Source organism: Leucothrix arctica (genome assembly GCF_003172895.1).
Taxonomy (GTDB): domain Bacteria; phylum Pseudomonadota; class Gammaproteobacteria; order Thiotrichales; family Thiotrichaceae; genus Leucothrix; species Leucothrix arctica.
The window spans coordinates 78,368-100,147 of record NZ_QGKL01000029.1 but is presented as its reverse complement, the minus strand read 5'-3'; the positions used below and the strand labels follow the sequence as shown (position 1 = coordinate 100,147).

23 protein-coding genes are annotated in these 21,780 nt (G+C 45.2%); 20 read left to right on the top strand and 3 right to left on the bottom strand.

The annotated features are described in order from the left end of the window. Positions 1 to 2: 2 nt before the first annotated feature. Positions 3 to 1,133 carry an AAA family ATPase gene (locus DKT75_RS09570; RefSeq protein ID WP_109823205.1) on the bottom strand — a complete coding sequence of 377 codons (1,131 nt, stop codon included), beginning with the start codon at positions 1,131 to 1,133 and terminating at the stop codon, positions 3 to 5. A gap of 676 nt (positions 1,134 to 1,809) precedes the next feature. Between DKT75_RS09570 and DKT75_RS09565 the strand changes: the two genes are divergently transcribed. The 7 genes from DKT75_RS09565 to DKT75_RS09535 are packed head-to-tail and all read left to right on the top strand — an operon-like array spanning position 1,810 to position 8,525. Further along, complete coding sequence (locus DKT75_RS09565) at positions 1,810 to 2,745, top strand: AAA family ATPase (RefSeq protein WP_211665325.1); 936 nt, start codon at positions 1,810 to 1,812, stop codon at positions 2,743 to 2,745. Beyond that, positions 2,738 to 3,700 (top strand): DUF58 domain-containing protein, encoded by a 963-nt coding sequence (locus DKT75_RS09560; protein ID WP_245923152.1) that lies wholly within the window; start codon positions 2,738 to 2,740, stop codon positions 3,698 to 3,700. Before DKT75_RS09565 ends, DKT75_RS09560 begins: the two co-directional genes overlap by 8 nt. Continuing rightward, positions 3,693 to 5,729 (top strand): transglutaminase TgpA family protein, encoded by a 2,037-nt coding sequence (locus DKT75_RS09555; RefSeq protein ID WP_109823203.1) that lies wholly within the window; start codon positions 3,693 to 3,695, stop codon positions 5,727 to 5,729. The genes DKT75_RS09560 and DKT75_RS09555 overlap by 8 nt, the downstream gene beginning before the upstream one ends. Next, positions 5,680 to 6,495, top strand: coding sequence for a molybdate ABC transporter substrate-binding protein (gene modA, locus DKT75_RS09550; RefSeq protein WP_109823202.1), 816 nt, complete (start codon positions 5,680 to 5,682; stop codon positions 6,493 to 6,495). Before DKT75_RS09555 ends, modA begins: the two co-directional genes overlap by 50 nt. 2 nt (positions 6,496 to 6,497) lie before the next feature. Then, positions 6,498 to 7,181 (top strand): molybdate ABC transporter permease subunit, encoded by a 684-nt coding sequence (modB, locus tag DKT75_RS09545; RefSeq protein ID WP_109823201.1) that lies wholly within the window; start codon positions 6,498 to 6,500, stop codon positions 7,179 to 7,181. Position 7,182: 1 nt separating this feature from the next. Then, a complete protein-coding gene (gene modC / locus DKT75_RS09540) occupies positions 7,183 to 7,875 on the top strand; it encodes a molybdenum ABC transporter ATP-binding protein (protein ID WP_109823200.1) in 693 nt (230 codons plus the stop codon). Positions 7,876 to 7,928: 53 nt separating this feature from the next. Then, on the top strand, positions 7,929 to 8,525 hold the full coding sequence (locus DKT75_RS09535; RefSeq protein WP_211665323.1) for a chorismate--pyruvate lyase family protein: 597 nt from the start codon (positions 7,929 to 7,931) through the stop codon (positions 8,523 to 8,525). 17 nt (positions 8,526 to 8,542) lie between these two features. On the opposite strand, the gene DKT75_RS09530 is transcribed toward DKT75_RS09535, so the two are convergent. After that, the gene (locus DKT75_RS09530) at positions 8,543 to 9,556 is read right to left on the bottom strand and encodes a serine/threonine protein kinase (RefSeq protein ID WP_109823199.1); all 1,014 of its coding nucleotides are present in this window, start codon (positions 9,554 to 9,556) and stop codon (positions 8,543 to 8,545) included. 393 nt (positions 9,557 to 9,949) lie between these two features. Between DKT75_RS09530 and phnC the strand changes: the two genes are divergently transcribed. From phnC to DKT75_RS09465, 13 genes are all read left to right on the top strand, one after another. Beyond that, on the top strand, positions 9,950 to 10,798 hold the full coding sequence (phnC, locus tag DKT75_RS09525) for a phosphonate ABC transporter ATP-binding protein (RefSeq protein ID WP_109823198.1): 849 nt from the start codon (positions 9,950 to 9,952) through the stop codon (positions 10,796 to 10,798). A gap of 54 nt (positions 10,799 to 10,852) precedes the next feature. Beyond that, positions 10,853 to 11,863, top strand: a complete 1,011-nt coding sequence (gene phnD, locus DKT75_RS09520) for a phosphonate ABC transporter substrate-binding protein (protein ID WP_109823197.1) — start codon at positions 10,853 to 10,855, stop codon at positions 11,861 to 11,863. Positions 11,864 to 11,930: 67 nt separating this feature from the next. Then, positions 11,931 to 12,734, top strand: coding sequence for a phosphonate ABC transporter, permease protein PhnE (gene phnE, locus DKT75_RS09515; protein ID WP_109823196.1), 804 nt, complete (start codon positions 11,931 to 11,933; stop codon positions 12,732 to 12,734). Between the two features lies 1 nt (position 12,735). Further along, complete coding sequence (gene phnG / locus DKT75_RS09510; RefSeq protein ID WP_109823195.1) at positions 12,736 to 13,191, top strand: phosphonate C-P lyase system protein PhnG; 456 nt, start codon at positions 12,736 to 12,738, stop codon at positions 13,189 to 13,191. A gap of 1 nt (position 13,192) precedes the next feature. Further along, positions 13,193 to 13,762, top strand: a complete 570-nt coding sequence (gene phnH / locus DKT75_RS09505; RefSeq protein WP_109823194.1) for a phosphonate C-P lyase system protein PhnH — start codon at positions 13,193 to 13,195, stop codon at positions 13,760 to 13,762. Next, positions 13,763 to 14,887 (top strand): carbon-phosphorus lyase complex subunit, encoded by a 1,125-nt coding sequence (locus DKT75_RS09500; RefSeq protein ID WP_109823193.1) that lies wholly within the window; start codon positions 13,763 to 13,765, stop codon positions 14,885 to 14,887. Then, complete coding sequence (locus DKT75_RS09495) at positions 14,884 to 15,732, top strand: alpha-D-ribose 1-methylphosphonate 5-phosphate C-P-lyase PhnJ (RefSeq protein ID WP_109823192.1); 849 nt, start codon at positions 14,884 to 14,886, stop codon at positions 15,730 to 15,732. Before DKT75_RS09500 ends, DKT75_RS09495 begins: the two co-directional genes overlap by 4 nt. Beyond that, on the top strand, positions 15,729 to 16,505 hold the full coding sequence (gene phnK / locus DKT75_RS09490; protein ID WP_109823191.1) for a phosphonate C-P lyase system protein PhnK: 777 nt from the start codon (positions 15,729 to 15,731) through the stop codon (positions 16,503 to 16,505). Before DKT75_RS09495 ends, phnK begins: the two co-directional genes overlap by 4 nt. After that, complete coding sequence (gene phnL, locus DKT75_RS09485; RefSeq protein WP_109823190.1) at positions 16,502 to 17,200, top strand: phosphonate C-P lyase system protein PhnL; 699 nt, start codon at positions 16,502 to 16,504, stop codon at positions 17,198 to 17,200. Before phnK ends, phnL begins: the two co-directional genes overlap by 4 nt. Further along, positions 17,193 to 18,338, top strand: coding sequence for an alpha-D-ribose 1-methylphosphonate 5-triphosphate diphosphatase (locus tag DKT75_RS09480; RefSeq protein WP_109823189.1), 1,146 nt, complete (start codon positions 17,193 to 17,195; stop codon positions 18,336 to 18,338). Before phnL ends, DKT75_RS09480 begins: the two co-directional genes overlap by 8 nt. A 13-nt stretch (positions 18,339 to 18,351) precedes the next feature. Further along, positions 18,352 to 18,990, top strand: coding sequence for a DUF1045 domain-containing protein (locus DKT75_RS09475; RefSeq protein WP_109823188.1), 639 nt, complete (start codon positions 18,352 to 18,354; stop codon positions 18,988 to 18,990). Beyond that, a complete protein-coding gene (gene phnN, locus DKT75_RS09470) occupies positions 18,991 to 19,542 on the top strand; it encodes a phosphonate metabolism protein/1,5-bisphosphokinase (PRPP-forming) PhnN (RefSeq protein WP_109823187.1) in 552 nt (183 codons plus the stop codon). Beyond that, a complete protein-coding gene (locus tag DKT75_RS09465) occupies positions 19,542 to 20,096 on the top strand; it encodes an HD domain-containing protein (RefSeq protein WP_109823186.1) in 555 nt (184 codons plus the stop codon). The genes phnN and DKT75_RS09465 overlap by 1 nt, the downstream gene beginning before the upstream one ends. A gap of 236 nt (positions 20,097 to 20,332) precedes the next feature. Here DKT75_RS09465 and DKT75_RS09460 read toward each other — a convergent pair whose 3' ends face one another. Then, positions 20,333 to 21,733 carry a Fic family protein gene (locus tag DKT75_RS09460; RefSeq protein ID WP_211665319.1) on the bottom strand — a complete coding sequence of 467 codons (1,401 nt, stop codon included), beginning with the start codon at positions 21,731 to 21,733 and terminating at the stop codon, positions 20,333 to 20,335. Positions 21,734 to 21,780: the final 47 nt, after the last annotated feature.

Below are 21,780 nucleotides of genomic sequence, written 5' to 3'. Positions count from 1 at the left end.
AATCAAAAACCTTTGTATTGGGAGCTATTTATTAGCTGAATAAATCTATCATGGTGACTTGATGAGCCTTTTATTTCCTCAGCAGGATCTGAAGTAATAACCCCCCCGTCGCGTTTAATTATTCTATAAAACTTAGGGTCTGTACCTTCGATAACTTGCGGATGATGAGTCGTGATTATTATCTGATTTTCAGAGGATTTCAGCTCTGCAGCAATCTCAGATAAACAGTTAATACCTAAACTGTTTTCAATTTCATCAATAATTATTGGGGATTTTTTATTTCCAAACATAAGCTCTGATAAAATCATCATAGTTTTAAACATACCCGAAGATATCTCGCTCTGTTCGACTATTGCTCCAGACTTCATTTTAAGTTTAATGTATAGAGCTGAAGTATCTCTAGGGCTTTTATTTGATCTTGATCTTTTTATTTCAGGAATTATATTTACTACATCAGGGAAAATGTTTGTGTAAGTAAAAAGAAATTCATCAAACATATCTGATCTGTATTTATGAATGTAAAAAATTCTTTTTCTACAGTTCGCTTTTTCTTCATTTAATATTTTCAGGATGTCTTCTTTATTGCTATTTATTCTTTTTTTGGTGTTTTCAATTGACTTTGGATTAAATATTGCTGTTGCACCAGTATGAGAATGTCCAGTAGAATTATTCAAGATTATTATTATTGACTTAAGCGATTTATAGATAGGAGCTATTAAAGGGTCATCTCTAAGTACATACATTAAGCTTTTGTATTTATCAATAACCGGTAGTTTTTCTCCATTGTAAATTGTACTACTCTTGCGCCGATTAATTATTTCTTCACCGTTTTTAAACAATGACTCTGCAGTAAGTTCAGAAATATCATCACCTTTGTCGTCAAATTCAATATTTTTTGAATAAATACCTTCCCAAACTATTTCATTATTATCATCATCCAGAAAGGAAATCTTCCAATTATCTGCAGGCTCGGAATTCCCAGAAACAATATTTAAAATTGCATCAATAGCTCTAATTATTGTCGTTTTTCCAGCACCTGATACACCAACTAATGCATTAAACTTGTCAAATTTCATTTCCTTTATTTCAATTTTTCTTCGTGCATCGAAGTAGTATATTTCTTGAATGATCATTTTAAATTACTCAGGTGGAGTCAATGAATTTTTTTTACAAATATTAGCTACGATTTAAGATCTGCGTAACATAGTCAAAAAAAAATTTAGTAATACTGTTACATATGACGAATGTTAGTAGTCTAGCAGAACTGTACAGGGGAATACCAAGTTCATATAAATGTTTCGAGGTAACCGTGTGAAGAATTTTTAGTTGGCAAGTTTTCTAGTCAATGAGCTAATTTTAACCTTATAAACTATTAGCCGTTGCAAATACCATAGAGTCTTGCTCATCTTCACTCATATTATGTATGAATAGAGCTCGGTAACTATCTACACAATGCATACTCTCTTAAGTCCCTGTTATTCATATGTTAGATTTTCAGGGTCATACTAAAAATTCCTAGTGTGTCGGACTACTTCCTTTCATCTATTGGGGGTAGATATGAATACCTTACGCTTTATCTGCCGTTACCAACCTTTAATAACTTTGGCGCGAGCTATAAGTTCAGGACTGGCTATTCTCTTCACCACTGACGCAACGGATGGTCAGGGAGTAACGGACAAGGATGTCCTCTCTTTTGCGAGGGAGCGACAAGTGCCGAAATAGACCGCTCCGCAGGTCGAATTGAAATTGCTTAAAGTGTGTTCTAGAGTTGTGACTATATAAAAATAACACAACCCCTGAGAACACACTGTGAGCCAACAATTTCAAGCGTCAATTCAAAAAGCGACTGCCCAACTTAACCACGTTATTTTGGGCAAATCGAATCAAGTTAGACTCTCACTAACCGCACTTTTAGCCGGTGGCCACCTATTGCTTGAAGATTTACCCGGTATGGGTAAAACCACGCTAGCACATGGTTTGGCCAATGTGATGGGGTTGGACTATAAACGTGTTCAGTTTACCAGTGACTTGCTACCCGCAGACGTCATTGGTGCAACCGTTTTTGATGCCAAAGAAAGTCAGTTTCAGTTCCGCGCAGGGCCAATTTTTAGTGAAATATTTTTAGCAGACGAGCTCAACCGTGCGACACCTCGTGCGCAAAGTGCCTTGCTAGAAGCCATGGAAGAACGACAAGTGAGTGTGGAAGGTGAAACACATACTTTGCCAGCGCCATTTTTCGTTATAGCTACTCAAAATCCTCAAAGCCAGTCAGGTACATTTCCGTTACCTGAGTCGCAGTTAGATAGATTTTTATTACGTGTGTCGATGGGCTATCCAGACCAAGCGGCGGAGCGTCAGTTATTACTTGGCAAGCATGGTCGTGGTTCTTTGGCTGCTATGCAGTCGTGTATTAGCAAAGAAGATCTACTCGCGATTCAAGCGCTTGTGCCTAAGATTAAAGTGTCAGAAACCTTATTAGATTACATCCAGCGACTGGTTGCTCAAACACGTCAGCGTGATTTGTGTTTGTTGGGTCTGTCGCCTCGTGGCGCGTTGGCTTTAGTGCGTAGCGCACAGGCTTGGGCGTTTATTCAAGGGCGTGATCACGTATTACCCGAAGACGTACAGGCAGTATTTGTCGCAGTGGTTGGTCATCGTTTAGTTGGCCGTCGTGAAACTCAGGGCGACCAGCTTGCTCGACACATTTTGAACTCAGTAGATGTGGTCGGGGGAGTGGGTGTTTAATTTTGACCAATGGGTTAATAAACGCTTACCAAAAGCAGCAGAAGTAACCCTCACGCAGCGCAAGATTTTTATCCTACCGAGTAGGGTAAGCCTTGCGTTGATCGTGATGATTATTTTGCTGTTTTTGCTCGGTATCAACTTCCAAAATTCACTTGTTTACGTGGTGTGTTTTTGGTTGATTGGTTTGTTAGTTATCAATATATTTTACTGCTACCGCAACCTTGCAGGCTTAACCGTCAAAGCCGTTGCCGCTGAGCCTTGTTTCGCAGGGGAAAAAATGGTGTTGGAACTCGAAGTTTCTCGTCCATTAAAACAACGCAAAAGTGCTATTTTCTTTGGGTGGCGCAATGAAGATTTAGTCGAAGTAAACTTGCTAGATCAGCAATCTACACGCATCAAACTCTCTCACAGTACTAAGGAGCGAGGCCGTTTTTCGCCACCGCGCATTGACGTATTTACTCGTTATCCCACAGGACTTGCGACTGCATGGTCGTATATCACCATGGACGTCGAAGGCATTGTTTATCCAGAACCGATTGAGCAAACGAATCAAGCGGATAACCGTAATGTTGAAGATGAAGCTGAGAATGGCGTAGAAATACTGAATGGTTCCAATGACTTTGCAGGTGTTCGTGAGTACCAAGCAGGTGACTCACCAAAGCATATTCATTGGGGACAATACGCAAAAACAGGTGACCTCTACACCAAGTCCTTTGTTGATTACGAAGGGCAGGAATTGTGGTTGGATTGGGACAGTTTAAACATCAACGGTGTTGAGTTACGACTGTCGCATCTGTCGTCGATGGTATTGTCATTTCACGAACAACAACGACAATTTGGCCTACGAATTCCTGGTGCTGTTCTACAGCCGGGCAGTGGTGAAACGCATAAAGTGTTGTGCCTAACTGCGCTTGCGCTATACGGTTTGCCGTCGCAGGAGGTGAGCAATGATTGATAAGCATTACAAAATCTCACAACAGATCACCTATCGAGGCATGATCTGGCTGCTAGCCGCGCAATTAGTGGTGATGCTGCCGTTCGCATTTTTCTTACCGATCTGGTTGATTCCGGTGATGTTAGTGGCCACTTACTGGCGTATACGCGTCATCAAAGGTAATGCGGCACAACCCAAATTATTACTGAATTTATTTATCTTAGCCTTAGGTGTCGCGGGCATCTGGGTAAGTGGTATGCGCTTGTTATCGCTAGATGCCATGGTCTCGCTGTTATTACTCGGCTTCGCTTTTAAGTCATTGGAAGTCATACGGCAACGCGATGCGCTAGTTGTGGTGTTTATCGGCTACTTCCTTGTGGCCGTTGGTTTCTTGTTTAGTCAGTCGATATTAGCGGGTGCTTACGGTGTCGTTGCGTTGATAATTTTGACGGCTGCATTGATTGCTAACCAGCAGTCTTCTGCGCAACAACTCAGCCAAAACGCAACCCGTTCAAACCTCGGCTTATCGACCATGATGCTGTTTCAGTGTCTGCCATTGATGATTTTAGTGTTTGTCTTTATGCCGCGTTTCTCCCCGTTATGGGTGATCCCGAGCTTTGAAAGCCAAGCGAAAACGGGTGTGACTGACACGATTACACCGGGCGATATTGCTAACTTAGCAAAGTCTGATGAGTTAGCGTTTCGAGTGAGCTTTAAAGGTCAGCGACCCGCGCAGCATGAATTATATTGGCGTGGTTTGGTACTCAATAACTTTGACGGTAAAAGCTGGCAACAGCTTGATAATGCTTACGACAGCTTTGAGTTAGGCATGTACTACGACCAGCATATGCCGTGGAGCGAGACGAATATTACGCAGCAGGGTGAGCCGCTAGAATACGACGTGATTTATGAGAAAACGGGTCAGCCGTGGTTATTTACACTGACGCCATCACTCACGTTGGATAAGCAAGTGAAGCAGCTTGGTGACTACCGAATCATGGCAAAAAATGATGTAGTGACGCCGTTTTTACTCAATGCCAAAACCTATCCCAATGCTAAGCGAGATCTAAATCTGGGTGAGCAAACCAGACGTTTAGCGTTAGCGCTGCCGTCAAGGGGTGACAACAAAACACGTGAAGCCGCTAAGCAATGGCGCGCTGAGTCTGCGAGCGACGAAGACTATGTGAACAAAGTCATGACGCGCTTCACAGAGAAAGAATACTACTACACGTTAAAGCCGCCATTACTGGGTAATAGCAATACGATTGATAAGTTCCTGTTCGAGTCACAACGCGGTTTTTGCGTGCATTATGCAGGAAGTTTCGTGTACTTAATGCGAGCTGCGGGTATTCCTGCACGTATGGTGGTGGGTTACTTAGGTGGTGAGTGGAATGAAGCAGGGCAGTACCTCGCTGTTCGCCAATACGATGCGCATGCATGGGCTGAAGTTTGGATAAAAGGACAGGGTTGGAAGCGTTATGACCCAACCGGAATGGTTTCACCAAGCCGTGTTGAAAGCGGTTTAGAAGAGGCGTTATCACACGAAGGTTCGTTCTTGGAAGGACAGTTTTTCTCTGCTCAAAAGTTTGAATGGCTAGATGGCATTCGCAAAAAAATGGACTCGATTCAATATGGCTGGAGGCGCTGGGTGTTAGGTTACGATAGTGAATCACAGGCAAATTTATTGCAGACTATTCTCAATAAAATGTCTTCTATACCGTTGGCTGCACTGGTTGGTGCGTTGTTTATTGGCATTTTCCTATTCTGGTTTGTGATGCTAGGGCTGCTTAAACGACAGCGCTACGAGTCGTACGAACATCAACTTTACCGTAAGTTTTGCAAGCGTTTAGCGAAGCACGGTATTATTCGTGAACAACAACAAACACCGTCCGAATTTGCGGTAATTGCTAGCTCGCAGTGGCCCGAAAAGTCCGATACTATTCGAAGCTTCTCGCTGATCTACCAGCAAATTTGTTACGTGGATAACGCCGACCAAGCACATGATCAATCGTTTAAAAAAATGCGTCAGTTACTGTCAGAGCTACGCTAAAGCTAAGCTAGCGCACAATGCGTTGCTTGCACTATTGTGCCTGAGTGCCCCGCCACTATTTGCCGATGAGGTATTGGTGGCGGTTGCGTCTAACTTCATAAAACCGATGAAGGTGATCGCTGAGCGTTTTGAAGCTGAGACTGGACACCAAGCTAAGTTGGCGTTTGGATCGTCTGGCAAACTCCTCGCACAAATCACTCACGGCGCACCGTTTGATGTATTCCTTTCTGCGGATAAAGACAAAGTTACCCGAATTATAGATAAAGGCTTAGCTGTTAAAGGCAGTGAGTTTATCTATGCAAAAGGGCGCTTGGTTTTGTGGTCAGCGAAGTCTGATGCTGTGGAAAGTACGGAAAGCACCGAAGCGTTGCGTGGTGTGCTAGAGCAGGGTGACTTTGACTACTTTGCGATGGCTAACCCAAAACTGGCACCTTATGGCGCAGCGGCTAAGTCGGTATTAGCACGACTAGAGCTGACTGATTCGCTAAAAGACAAAGTCGTGATGGGTGAAAACATAGCTCAAACCTTTCAGTTTGTTCAAACAGGCAATGCAGCATTGGGTTTCGTGGCGCTGTCACAAATTAAAGATTTAGATGAAAGTGAGCAGGGCAGTCATTGGTTGATACCTACCGACTGTTACCCCGCCATTGAGCAGTATGCCGTGATACTAAAAACCGCCTCAGATAACCCAGCAGCTAGTGCATTGACCGAGTTTCTCAATAGCGATAGTGAGAAAAAACTGATACGTTCTTTCGGGTATGACTGACCGTGACTCTCACTTCAGCTGACTACGGCGCACTTTGGTTAACCTTTAAAGTTGCCAGCCTCACCACACTTATTCTGTTATTTATCAGCACGCCATTGGCTTGGTGGTTGGCGACTACACGCTCCAAATGGAAGCCGTTTTGTAGCGCATTGATTGCCGTGCCATTGGTACTACCACCGATTGTTTTAGGCTTCTACTTATTGGTGCTTATGGGGCCAGAAGGGCCTGTCGGTAAAGTGACGACAGCCTTAGGTTTTGGCACATTGCCGTTTACCTTTGCAGGGTTAGTCGTGGCATCGTGTATTTACTCCTTACCGTTTGTGGTGCAGCCGTTGCAAAACGCCTTTGAGTCTATCGGGCGACGACCGTTGGAAGTGGCAGCCACCTTGCGTGCTAGTCGTTTGGATAGCTTCTTTTCGGTGGTTGTGCCAATGGCCAAGTCAGGCTTTCTAACGGGCGGCATATTAGGTTTTGCGCATACCGTGGGTGAGTTTGGGGTGGTGCTTATGATCGGTGGGAATATTCCTGATAAAACGCGACTAGTGTCGGTGCAGCTTTATAACCATGTGGAGGCTTTGGACTACGCTCAAGCACATAGCTTGGCAGCGATACTGTTGGCGTTTTCGTTTTTGGTGTTACTGCTGATGTATACAGTGATAAAGACGCCAGCGCGGATTCGGGTCTAGCATGATCAAATTAGCTTACAAATTACGACGCTCTGACTTCGAGCTAAATGTAAATGAGCAACTACCCGCAACAGGCGTAACAGCCATCTACGGCCACTCAGGTTGCGGTAAAAGCAGCTTACTACGCTGTATCGCAGGTTTAGAGTCACCCAATAGTGCTTACTTGCAGGTAAATGGCGAAGTCTGGGAAGACAGCGAAAAGCAGATTTACTTACCAACACACAAACGTCCGATTGGTTACGTCTTTCAAGAAGCGAGCTTGTTTGAACACTTGTCCGTGATAAAGAATCTCAACTTTGGTGCGACTCGTTGTGGCAAACCACAAGCACAAAAGGCACTCGACCAAGCCGTTGAATTACTAGGTATAGAAGGTTTGTTAAACCGAATGCCAGACAGCCTCTCAGGAGGTGAAAAGCAACGTGTTGCTATTGCTAGGGCACTAGCCGTTTGCCCTGAACTATTACTCATGGACGAACCTTTAGCCTCACTCGATATTCGCCGCAAGCGTGAAATATTACCGTTCTTGGAGCGGCTTCACCGTGAGCTAGACATCCCCGTGTTATACGTCAGTCATTCACCTGCCGAGGTACGTCGTTTAGCAGACTACTTGGTGATTATGGATGAGGGCAAAGTCATTGCCAGTGGCGACATAAAAACGACCCAACATCACTTACTTGAGGATGAGGGTTACTAACTGGCGCGTCACCGATATACTCCTGTTTTGGACTAAATAAAGAGCCGCATCAAGTGACTAAACAAACCGTGAACAGCAACGACCAGCAACACAGTATCGGAATGTTACGCATTGATTTACAAGACTCTATGCGTCAAAGCAGTTTAGATCCAAAAGCGATGTCACCGTTTCAGCGTATTTTGCTCACCACCGACGGTACGGTGACTGACATACTTGAAGCGCAAATGTCTGAATCGATGAAGGTTGTGAAGCTTTACGAAGAAGTGATTCCTGCAAATAAAGCGATACCTTACCTAGATATTGATGAAGGCACAGAGGTCATTGCTCGAAAGATTTTGCTGAGAGGTAAGTGTAGTCATAAGAACTATATTTACGCAGAGTCGGTGCTAGTCCCTGAGCGCCTAAGCCCAGCAATGCGCGACGCCTTACTGACAACGCGCAAACCGATTGGTCTGTTGATACTTGAATCTCGCACCGAGTCTTTCCGCGAAATACTGTCCTGCAAGCGCGAACCGATGGGTGAAATTGCTCAGTATTATGACCTTCCAGAAGACGCGCCGCTGATCTCGCGTACTTACAGAATCTATGCGGGCGGTCAGCCGATCATGTTAATTACTGAGAAATTCCCAGAAGCTTCTTTTCAGGTATAACCGTCAAATAGCCGTATTTAGTCCCAAATGAGTGGTTGTTCGTCCAATGCGGAAGACTGCTCTTTAAGCGCCAAGATATGATCATCCCAATAACGCGGTGTATAAAACCACGGGAATGCCAGTTGGAATGCTGGGTCATCAGCACGTTTCGCCAACCATCCTGCATAGTTGATCATCCGCAACGTTCGCAGCGCTTCAATCAAGTGCAACTCACGCGCATTGAACTCACGAAACTGAGTGTAACCAATCAAAATATCCATCAAACGTTCTTGTCTGTAAAAGCGGTCGCCCGATAAATACATCCAAATATCCTGAATCGCAGGCCCCATTCGCGCGTCGTCAAAATCAACAATGTGCGGTATATCGTCTCGGTAGAGAATATTCCCAGGGTGACAGTCACCGTGAATACGCAAGGACTGGACTGATCCAGCCGCGTTAAAGTGATGGCGAATCTTGCCGAGTAAATCGTCGATCAAACTCGCATAAGCCGCTTCGATACTAGGGGGAAGTCTGTTTTCGTTGAGCAAAAACTGCGAAGGCTCAACACCGTAAGTATTGATGTCGATTTCTGGACGGTGAACGAAGTCAGTTTGCTCGCCGTGTAAGTGAATACGCGCTAGAAAACGGCCAATCACTTCGAGCTGGTCAGGGTTGTCTAGCTCAGGTGTACGGCCACCTTTACGCTCATATAAGGAAAAACGAAACTCCTCATGCTGGTGAATACTTTCGTCTTTATCGTTATAAATGGGCGCAACGACGGGTAACTCGTCAGCAGCCAAAGCGCGGGTAAAGTCATGTTCTTCTTGTATTGCAGCGTTGTCCCAGCGGCTAGGGCGGTAAAACTTAGCAATGATCGGTTGCTGGTCTTCTATACCGACTTGGTACACGCGGTTTTCGTAGCTGTTGAGTGCGAGTAAGCCGCCATCAGGCATCATACCTTGGCTTTCTACCGCATCTAAAATCTCGTCAGGTGATAGGTTTTGAAAGGCGTTGACGGCTTTGTTTTCTTTTTCTGGTTCTAGCACATTCATGGTCTTGCCTTTGTGGTGTTAGTTGTTTGGTGGAGTTTATCTTGTTCTTGGTGTGAAGGCTTGTAATTCGGCTTTTAAGCTTTGCTGTTGATAAGAAGAAAAGCATTAAAGACTAAAACCTGAAATTAAGTTAATTGTTGATTGAGTATTCGCTAGTTTGTGTCTTTTTTTGATATCTTGAATTGTGCGAAAAGTTCATTATAGAGAGTTAATTTAGCTAAAGCTCACGGGTCGACAAGAATAGCGTAGTGATTAAAATTAATACGCTCAACATATGAGGCCTCAATCATCTCAATATAGTTTCTAATTCATCGTCATAAAAACAAAATATTATTGTAATAAAAGCATCACATAGCAACGCTAATCTGCGCTCACTCAAATGGGGTAGTAGATATGACTGTCGCAATAAACGTTACTCAAGTTAGCAAACATTTTCGATCTGATAAAGCCGCGTTATCTGACGTTAGCCTAACCGTTAACAAGGGTGAAATGGTCGCACTTATTGGAGCATCAGGCTCAGGTAAGTCAACCTTACTGCGTGTTATTGCAGGTCTTCTAAAGACAGATAAGGCTAGTAGTGCGAAAGTCGACGTACTCGGCAAGACACTACAAGCCTCTGGTCAGCTCGCTAAAGATGTTCGCCAACAACGCGCTCAAGTGGGCTTCATTTTCCAGCAGTTCAACCTCGTTAATCGTCTCTCTGTGTTGCTCAACACTTTAATGGGGTCGTTAGGTCGAATTCCAAAGTGGCGTGGCTTGCTAGGATTGTTTTATACCGCTGATAAGCACTTAGCGATGCAAGCGTTGCAGCGTGTAGGCATGGAGCATACCGCGACTCAACGCGCATCAACACTATCCGGTGGTCAGCAACAACGTGTTGCGATTGCGCGTGCCCTAGTGCAGAAGCCTTCTATTGTTTTAGCCGATGAGCCAATTGCGTCATTAGACCCTGAGTCTGCACGCAAGGTGATGGATGCACTGGCTGATTTAAACAAGGAAGGTATGACGGTATTAGTGTCATTGCACCAAGTCGATTATGCCATTCGCTATTGCAAACGCACGGTAGCACTCAAAGATGGTGTGGTTGTGTATGACGGCCCGAGCTCAGAGCTTACCCCCGAAAAATTAGATAAATTATACGGTGCGACATCTGCTTCTGAGATGTATGCATTTCCAAGTAATGATCGTTCCACATCGGTTTCAACTGACAATACTGTTCAACCCTTAGCAGCAAACGCTTAATAGGGGTGGCAGCGTTTATTTTTGCTCGATATTTTTAATTTTGGAGTTAGATACATGTTACGTAGAAAATTTTTAGGCGTAATCGGCCTAGCAGCAACAATGCTGTTCGCAGGTACTGCAGCAGCTGATAGCCACGTTAAAAAGACATTGAACTTTGGTATTATTTCAACTGAGTCATCGCAAAACCTTAAAAAAGTATGGCTGCCATTCCTAGAGGATATGGAGAAGAAAACAGGCTTTGAAGTGAAGCCTTTCTTCGCACCAGACTATGCGGGCGTTATCGAAGCGATGCGCTATGACAAAGTTGATATTGCTTGGTTTGGTAACAAGTCGGCAATGGTTGCGGTTGACCGTTCTGGTGGTGAAATATTCGCGCAGACAGTAGACGTGACGGGCAACCCTGGTTACTGGAGTCTGCTAGTCGCTCATAAAGACAGCAAGCTAAACTCTGTTGAAGATATTCTGGCTAATGCTAAAGATTTATCTTTCGGTAACGGTGATCCAAATTCAACATCTGGTTTCTTAGTGCCTAGTTACTACGTTTGGACGAAGAACAACGTTGATCCTAAGCGTATCTTCAAGCGCGTGCTTAACTCAAACCACCAGACTAACTTGCTAGCGGTTGCTAGCAAGCAGATTGATTTCGCGACTAACAATACTGAGAACTGGTCTCGTCTTGAGAAGACACATCCTGAGAAACTAAAGAACCTTAAAGTCCTTTGGAAGTCTCCTTTAATCCCTTCTGATCCTATCGTATGGCGCGTAAAGCTAGATGACGAGACCAAGTCTAAGGTCAAAAGCTTCATCATGAACTACGGTGTTAAAGGTGATGATGTTGTTGCTGAAAAGGAAAAGCTTGCGGCACTAGATTGGGCACCTTTCCGCGACTCATCAAACGACCAGTTACTGCCTATCCGTCAGCTGTCTTTGTTCAAAGATCGCAATAAGGTGGCTAAGGACGAGAAGATCTCTGCTGAAGAAAAAGCAGCAAAGCTTAAAGAAATCGATGCACAGCTAGATTCGCTGAACCAGAAAATGGCAGCGATCTCGAAAAAATCGTCTTAATAATCATAATAATAACTTAGCGGGATCAGCGCGTGCTGAGACCCGCTTTCTTATTTAGGAAAAACTCATGGTTGCCATTACACACACCGCACTGCCAGAACTACCTAAGCGAAGCGCCAAGCGTTCGTTGTTCCATCTTATTGCTTGGGGCGTTGTTATCGCGCTGCTCGCGCTCTCGTGGGAAGGCGCGGAAATGCGTCCAAGTGCTATCTGGACAGATGCGGATAATATGGCGCAGTTTGCCAGTGAGTTTTTCCCTCCTAATTTTAAAGACCTCGATTTTTATATCAAAGAGATGATCATTACCCTACAGATTGCAGTCTGGGGTACGGCACTCGCGATCGTGGTCTCGATCCCATTAGGGATTTTGTGTTCAGAAAACATGGTGCCTTGGTGGGTTTATCAGCCAGTGCGCCGAGTTATGGATGCCGCGCGTGCGATCAATGAGATGGTATTTGCCATGCTATTTGTGGTCGCTGTTGGGCTAGGTCCATTCGCAGGTGTGCTGGCTTTATTTGTTCATACCACTGGCGTGCTTGCCAAGCTGTTCTCAGAAGCAGTTGAGGCAATCGAGCCATCACCCGTTGAGGGAATACGAGCGACGGGCGCAAGCCCTGTGCAAGAGATTATCTACGGTGTGATTCCTCAAGTGTTACCGTTATGGATTTCTTACTCACTATACCGCTTTGAGTCGAATGTACGTTCAGCGTCTGTGGTCGGCATGGTCGGAGCAGGTGGTATCGGCGTGATTTTGTGGGAGAGCATTCGTGGCTTCCAATTCCCAGAAACAGCTGCGGTGATGATCGTGATTATTGCGACAGTGACGTTATTGGATTTATTGTCACAACAGCTACGTAAGTGGGCGATTTAAGATGGATCTATCTCAAAACGAAGCAGCTCGAAAGCACTGGATAAGCATGTTGTCTCAGGCATTACCTGAGGAGTTAGAAACGGCTTTCGAGGCATTAGCAGAATCACCAGACTATCGTTGGTTGCGGCCTGCGGAGTCAGGCTTGGCGATGGTCAGAGCGCGTGCTGGCGGAACTGGTCAACGTTTTAACTTAGGTGAAACAACTATGACTCGCGCTAGTATTTTACTGGGTGACACCGCAGGGCACGGCTATCTTATTGGTCGCAATAAACGCCATGCGGAATTGGCAGCAGTGTTTGATGCTTTGCTGCAACAACCATCGCTACAGTCGAAGTTGTTAGAAAGTGTTATTCAACCGATTGCTGAACGCCTACACAGTAATAAGAAACAACAATCCCAAGAAACTGACAAAACCCGCGTGGAATTTTTCACGATGGTTCGAGGAGAGAGTGACTAACATGCAAGCCGCATTTCAAGATTCGGTTCATGATTCACAGCAGTGTTTCCGGCATATTTTAAAAGCCATGTCTGAGCCGGGAACTAAGGTCACACTGCCCAGCATTGATGTAGAGCTGCCAATTGCTAACGCAACATTGTCAATACTGCTGACGTTAGTTGATCAAAGCACATCGCTTTGGTTGGACGATGATGTAAGACAACGCGCGTTATTAGACTATCTAGATTTTCATGTAGGTGCTGTAGTTACTAGAAACACGCAGGACGCGTCCTTTGCAGTAGTTACAGATATTGGTGCTATTCCTGATCTAACATTGTTTTCAGTGGGTACCGAAGAGCAGCCGCATGGTAATTGCACGCTTATTATTGAAACGAGCTTTCAAGGCAAGCTGAGTCGTTTAACGGGGCCAGGGATAGAGAATGATGTCGAGCTAGCGCTGGGCTTGCCTGAGCCATTATTGGATCAACGTCAGGCCTTATCAGTATTAGCGCCTTGTGGTATCGATATGATTCTTGTTGATGGAAATGATGTGATTGCGCTTCCGCGTACCACACAGATAGAGGTTTACTAAGTGTACGTAGCAGTTAAAGGCGGAGAAAAGGCCATTGATGAAGCACATGCCTTACTGGCAGAGCGTCGTCGTGGTGAGCAGTCGCTGGCTGAGTTAACAGTTGAGCAGATAGAGCAGCAGCTATCATTATCGGTTTCACGAGTGATGACAGAGGGTTCTTGTTATGACCCTAGCTTGGCGGCACTAGCGATTAAGCAGGCGCAGGGAGATTTGGTTGAAGCCATTTTCTTATTGCGGGCTTACCGAACAACGCTACCACGCTTGGCGACGACAGAACCGATTGACACGGCGAATATGCATATTAAACGCCGTATTTCCGCGACATTTAAAGACTTACCAGGTGGGCAGATTTTAGGGCCAACCTACGATTACACGCATCGCTTACTCGACTTTAAGTTGATGGTGGCTGAGCAAGATACCAGCGATAAAGGCTTATCGGCTGAGCTGGAAATATTGAATGAACAGATGGATAGCGAAACATCTGAAGCAGTCATTCCCCGTGTCATGGATCTTCTGAATCAAGAAGGCTTGATTGAAAAAGAACAGCCTATTGATGATATTCCAGTGGATGACATCACACGTGAAGCCATTAAGTTACCTGCTGATCGTGATGTGCGTTTACAAAATCTAGCGCGTGGTGATGAAGGTTTTTTGCTGGCATTAGGTTATGCCACACAGCGCGGTTATGGTCATACCCATCCTTTTGCGGGTGAGATTCGTTTGGGTGATGTTGAGGTTGAAATTACACCGCCAGAGCTGGGTTTCAGTATTTGTATTGGTGAGATTGAAGTGACTGAGTGCGAAATGGTCAATCAATTCAAAGGTAGCAAGGATAAGCCACCGCAGTTTACTCGGGGTTATGGTTTGACCTTTGGCTATAGCGAGCGTAAGGCGATGGCGATGGCTTTAGTTGATCGTGCGTTGCGTGCTGAAGAGCTGGGTGAGCCAGTAAAATCGGCTGCGCAAGATCCTGAATTTGTGTTGATGCATAGCGATAACGTTGAAGCATCGGGCTTTGTACAGCACTTGAAGCTACCGCACTATGTTGATTTTCAATCAGAGTTGGAACTGATTCGTAAGTTACGAGCTAATGATTCTGCTGATAATAAAGAGACTACGGAATGAGCGATCCAGATTACAACTTTGCTTACCTCGATGAGCAGACTAAGCGCATGATTCGTCGTAGCCTGTTAAAAGCGGTGGCAATTCCTGGTTATCAAGTGCCTTTCGGTTCGCGTGAAATGCCTATGCCTTATGGTTGGGGAACGGGTGGTATTCAATTAACGGCTAGTTTGATTGGTCTAGATGATACCTTGAAAGTCATCGATCAAGGCTCGGACGACACTACCAATGCAGTGAGTATTCGTAAGTTCTTCCGTCGTACGACAGGTGTTGCAACCACGGAAAAAACAACTGAGGCGACCTTGATTCAAACGCGTCACCGCATTCCGGAAACACCATTGCAGAAAGGCCAAATATTAATCTACCAAGTGCCGATTCCTGACCCGCTGAGCTTTTTAGAGCCGCGAGAAACGGAAGCGAGAAAGATGCATGCGCTGAGTGAGTACGGCATTATGCATACGAAATTGTATGAGGATATCGCGCATTATGGAGCAATTCTTCATACCTACGATTATCCCGTGATGGTGAATGATCGTTATGTAATGCGACCGTCACCGATTCCAAAGTTTGATAATCCAAAAATGGACAATATGCATGCCTTGCAGGTATTTGGTGCGGGGCGTGAGAAGCGTATTTATGCAGTGCCGCCTTATACCAAAGTGAAGAGCTTAGACTTTGAAGATCATCCGTTTGAAGTTCAACGCTGGGAAAATAGCTGCGCGCTGTGCGGTGCAGATAATACCTTCCTTGATGAAATCGTGGTAGATGATCATGGTGAGCGCCTATTTGCTTGCGCGGATAGTGATTATTGCCAAACACGCCAAGCCGAGCAGGGAGGCCAGCGATGATCGAACAAGCCTTATTAAAGGTCGAAGATTTGGCCGTTCATTATGGCGATTATGTCGCGTGTGAGCAGATAAACTTTGAGTTGTTTCCCGGTGAAGTGCTGGGTGTAGTGGGTGAGTCTGGTTCAGGTAAAACGTCATTACTAAAAGCCTTATCAACTCAGCTAACACCTGATGCAGGGCGCGTTGAGTATTTCTCAGATATTAAAGGTTTGTTAGACCTGTATGAGCTACCAGAGTCGCAACGTCGACAACTCACTCGCAGTGAGTGGGGTGTAGTTCATCAAAGTCCAAGGGATGGTCTGCGGTTAAACGTCAGTGCAGGTGCGAATATCGGTGAGCGTTTAATGGAAAATGGTGAGCGCAACTACGGCAGCATTCGTCAGCAAGCGGAAACGTGGTTGGAAAATGTCGAGATCGATATTGATCGTATTGATGATATGCCAACAACCTTTTCAGGTGGGATGCAGCAACGGTTGCAAATTGCTAGAAATTTAGTGACACACCCAAAACTGATTTTTATGGATGAGCCAACGGGTGGCTTAGATGTGTCGGTACAGGCGCGTTTATTGGACTTATTAAAAAAACTAGTGAGTCAATATAACCTCTCTGTAATAATTGTCACACATGATCTTGCAGTAGCACGGTTGCTGGCGCATCGCTTGATGGTGATGCAACGAGGCCGTGTGGTCGAAACGGGGCTTACGGATCAGGTATTAGATGATCCGCAGCATCCGTACACCCAGTTATTAGTTTCATCGGTACTTCAGCCATGACCATATTGACCGTTAAAGATCTTACAAAGAGCTTCACATTACATCACCAAAGTGATGCCAAAATTATTGCGCTATGGGGCGTGAACTTTTCCTTAGAAGCAGGTAGCTGCTTGGTGCTTCGAGGCCCATCGGGGGCGGGAAAAAGTAGTTTACTTAGAACCATCTACGGTAATTACATCGCTGCCAGTGGTGAGATTTATGTCCACCATAAAGGCGAACGGGTTGAGTTATGTGACGCTAGTCCACGCACTATCTTAAATATTCGTAAAAATACCATGGGCTATGTCAGTCAGTTTTTGCGTGTTGTGCCGCGTGTAACAACATTGCAAATCGTCGCGAATCCATTGTTGGAGTGTGGTATTGGTGAAGAAGAAGCGTTTGAAAAAGCCCGCTCTATTTTAACCCGATTGAATATTCCTGAGCGTTTGTGGATGTTAGCACCCGCGACGTTCTCGGGTGGTGAGCAGCAACGTGTGAATATCGCTCATGGCTTTATTTCAGATCACCCTTTATTGCTTTTAGATGAGCCAACGGCTTCGTTGGATGAGGCAAACAGGGATGTCGTGATTGAGATGATTAATGAGAAACGAGCACAGGGTGTTGCTATCTTAGGCATTTTTCATGACTCAGTAGTTCGTGAAGCGGTTGCTGATGACTACTATGATTTAACGGTGGGAGACGATACGAGTGATTAATCAACAGGTGTTTACTAACGCACAGATTGTGCTTAGAAATGAAGTAATTCACGGTACTGTCGTCGTTGAGTCGGGAAAAATCGTTGACGTCAGTGAAGTGATGATTGATGCAAACGGTGCAATTGACTGTCAGGGTGATTATTTGATTCCTGGTTTGGTTGAGTTACATACGGACAACTTAGAGCGCCACATGAAACCTCGTCCGGGCGTGAAGTGGCCACCTATTCCTGCGGTATTAGGCCATGATGCACAGGTTGTTGCGGCTGGTATCACCACGGTATTGGATGCAATTGCGCTGGGTGAAGTGAATGATGGCGCGCAACGGGTTGGTTTGTTGTCGTCAATGACATCTGCGATTGATACCGCACGTGAGCAGGGTTTGTTGAGAGCTGAACACCTATTACATCTACGTTGTGAGGTAGTCTACCCAGAGTTGTTGACGCTTTGGGAGCAGTTCCGAGAGTCACCAGCGTTGCGACTAGTATCGTTGATGGACCACTCACCGGGGCAACGTCAGTTTGTCAAAATTGATAAATATTACGAGTATTATCAAGGCAAATATAGCTTGTCTGATGCTGAAATGGATGCATTTATTGAACGTCAGCTAGCGAATGCAGAGCAGTATAGTGATAAGCACCGTCAAATTGTTTCAGCAGACTGTCGTGATCGAGGAATTGCCTTAGCCAGTCACGATGATGCGACCATTACTCATGCGAATGAGTCAGCGGCTTTAGGCATGATGGTTGCGGAGTTTCCAACGACAGAAGAAGCGGCTCGTGTGTCATATGAGAAAGGCCTGAAGGTGATGATGGGTGCTCCGAATGTTGTTCGTGGTTTATCTCATTCAGGCAATGTATCTGCGCGTGAGCTAGCTAACTTGGGACTGGTTGATATTTTGTCGTCAGACTATGTGCCAAGTAGTTTATTACTTGCTGCATTTACCTTATCCCAAGTGATAGACAATATTAGTTTGCCACAAGCGATTAGTATGGTGACTGCTGGACCAGCTAAGGCCATTGGTTTGTCTGACCGCGGTGAAATAGTCTCAGGCAAGCGTGCTGACCTTGTTAGAGTCGGGCTGTTTGAAGATATACCGCTGGTCAAAGGCACTTGGGTGGCGGGACTACAAGTCTATTAATGGAGGTTTCAATATGAGTACACGATACGCAATTTATTATGCGCCTGATGAGAGTTCTGAGCTGGCACAGCTTAGCTCTGATTGGTTCAGTGACTCAGATTATTGGAAGTTTACCGCAAGAGCTGCTTCATACTGTTTTCACGGCACACTTAAAGCACCATTCTCGCTAAATAATAAAACGCATGCTGAACTAGTTGATGCACTTCGAGACTTTGCTGTGGACCAAAAGAGTTTTGAGATACCGCCCTTGAAAGTGCTTACTATTGGAAAGTTTATTGCTTTAGTTCCAGATCAGCCTTGTGTCGAGTTAGATACGCTAGCAGCTAATTGTGTGCGTGAGTTTGATAATTTCAGAGCACCTTTAACTGAAGAGGACTACCAAAAAAGACCAAATAGTAGTTTGACGCTTCAGGAAGTAGCGCTTCGTAAAAAGTGGGGCTATCCCTACGTGATGGAACTGTTCAAGTTTCATTTGACGCTCACCAACGATATAGAGAATGACGTCAAACGCGCTGAGTTATTTGAGTTGTTAACCGATCGTTTTTCAGCCGCTAATAAAATCACTCGTTGTAGCAATATTTGTATGTTTGGCCAGTCTGATCGTGACTCGCAATTCGTTAATCTAGAGCGTGTGTACTTTGGGGATTCATAAGTGAAAAAAGGGCAAGTATTCTTTATCGTGGGCGCGTCTGGGAGTGGTAAGGACAGCATTCTACGGGCAATACGTGAGGAAGCTCAGCGAGAAGATCGCTTGATTGTGGCACACCGTTATATTACGCGTGCTGCCAGTGACCAAAATGAGAATCACATTTCTTTAACCGAAGAAGAGTTTGTTCAGCGACGCAAAGCGAATTGCTTTGTGATGCATTGGCACGCTAACAGATTACATTACGGCATTGGTACCGAGCTCAATACTTGGATTAACTCCGGCATGAACGTCGTTGTGAATGGCTCTCGTGAGTACTTGCCAAGGGCGCTTGAGTTGTTTCCCGAGTTAATCACTATAAATATAGAAGTGCCGAGTCATTTACTGAAAGAGCGTTTGATTAAGAGGGGGCGTGAGTCTCTTGAGGAGCTAGAAGCTCGCTTTAGTCGCTCAGCATCGTTGGTTGATGTATTCCCTGAAAATACCCAAATTTTGGATAACAGTGAGTCAGTGGCTATAGCAACTAAACAGTTTTTTGACTTCTTGAGGGAGAAGTGATGACAGCTATAAGCAAAGAGATTATTCGTCTATTTAACGATAAGGGCGATAACAGTTATGGGGAAGCGGTTTCGCAAACCTCGCATGCGTTACAAACAGCGGCTTTAGCTCAGAAAAATAATGCTGCGCCAAGTTTGGTGGCGGCCTGTTTATTGCATGATATCGGACATCTTAAATTTGCAGGTACCGCAAGCGAAGAAGAGATTGATGAGTTGCATGAGTGTTTAGCAGCTGATTGGTTAAAGCATTATTTTCCTAAGTCGGTTGTTGAGCCAGTGCGATTGCATGTACGTGCTAAACGTTACTTATGCTCGGTTGATATTAGTTATCTCAAGTTATTATCACCTGCGTCAAAATACAGTATGGAGTTACAAGGTGGTTTTATGAACATTGCGGAGCAGGAGCGTTTTGAGTGTAACCGCTGGTATGCAGATGCTGCTAAATTACGCCGATATGATGATGCCGCGAAAGTAACAGGTTTTGAGACGGAAAAGACGATCGAAGACTATGCTGCGTTGTTGGACTCGCTAGTCTTAGAGGCTACAGTGGTTTAGGTTGACCTTAGTCGTATTAGTTCCGACTTCATTTGATACTTCAGTTTATTCCCCCTCATATTGGTATGCGTCGATGTGTTGTGCCTCTTTCCCTTTTCTCGTTTATTATAGGGAGAGTGATGGTTTGATCGAGGTTTTGCCATTGCTTATCGATCAAAGAGGCCAGACTACTGGTTAGAGAAACTAGCGATAAATAGGTATAGCGTCTCGATATAACACTTGGGCTTTCTCTAGATTTAAGCATTGTTCCAAACCTTCACCCAAATCTCAAACGCCGAAGGCCTAACCGCATAACGCGCAAAATTCCCCTCGTGCAAACTTAACAGCTCTTTCTCCACCATCGCCTGAAACTCCCCAGCCTCGCTCGGATCTATCTGTGACTCACTCCAAGCCTTAACAACCGCAAACGCATCTTGACGATTCATTGCTCCATTCAGCACTTCACTGACCACCGTTTTTAAAGCCTCACGATAGCGCAAACGCAGTGGGTCAGGCTCTCCAAGCGACTGTCTCACGGCTGCATAGCGTTCAGCCGAGCGTTCATACGCCCAGATAAACACTTCTTTTAGCAAACGCGTATCGTTTAACTCATACACCGCCAACGTCGCTTCCACATATAGTTTCTCAGGCACTTCAACAAAAGACAGTGGTGCGTAGTTGTGTTTGATCAGAGGGATATTCGCAGCCAGTCGTGACACGCGCTTATTCACGTCGTCAAAGGCTTGTAAGTAAGGCAGTTGCACCATGGCAAATAGAGACTGCTCAAATGGATCTTTAATCGCAGCAGCGGTTGCGAGTAGTTGGTCAAAGTAGCTATTGATAAGCTGCGGCACTTCCAGCGGTAAGAAGGCGGACTGCTCTATGCCAACAGGAATGTGACGAAGTCTACCCGCGGCTTTGGTGTCTGCGAGTAGGTTGTTTGCCAGTAGCGCGTGAAGGTTGAGTAGGGTGTAGCGATTGAAGCTTATGTCTTCAGCGGAGTTGACCAAAAACTCGATGGCGTCTTTGTGGTTTAAGATCATTTGCGCTTCAAGCGGTTTGTGGCCGGTAGCGATCTGTCCAAAGTCGATAAGTCGTCGCGAGTCGAGCAACGAGTAGGTGTTACCTTCGAGTCGACTGGAGTTCCAAGACAGGTCGATGAGCAAGCGGTTCATGATGTGCTTGGCATAAGTGCCTGCGGGCTGTGGCGCTATCTTTTGACTACCGATGTCTTTGAGGTGTTTGCGTTCGCTGTCAGTTAAGTAGTTGCTGACGTTAGGGCGGTAGCTGTTTAAAAAGTCGTAGTCGTAACCCACCACTTTGCGTTTGTTAATTGCTTGGCGCAGGTAACTTTGGCTTTGTTTAGCTTCGGCAGACACAGTGAAAGGTTCGTCTGACTCATTGACCAAGTCGGCTTGTCTAGGTTCGATGCTTGGGTATGAGTGACTAGGTAAGCTGTATTTAGTCGCGCGTCCTTTACCTGTCTGTACGATGCTTTGTTGCTGCACGAGTTTTTTGAGTTGGTATTGTAAAGTGCGCAGGGGTAGGCCATTACCGAGTTGCGCAAGTATTTGTTGCGCGGAGAGGCTTTCATCGCTGCTTTGAAGGCAAGTAATGATGGTATTGCTGTCTTTAGTCGCCATAGTTGCGTGGTTCATAATAAGTTGCGCAATAAGTATTTATACGCAATTAAAACATTTATCGC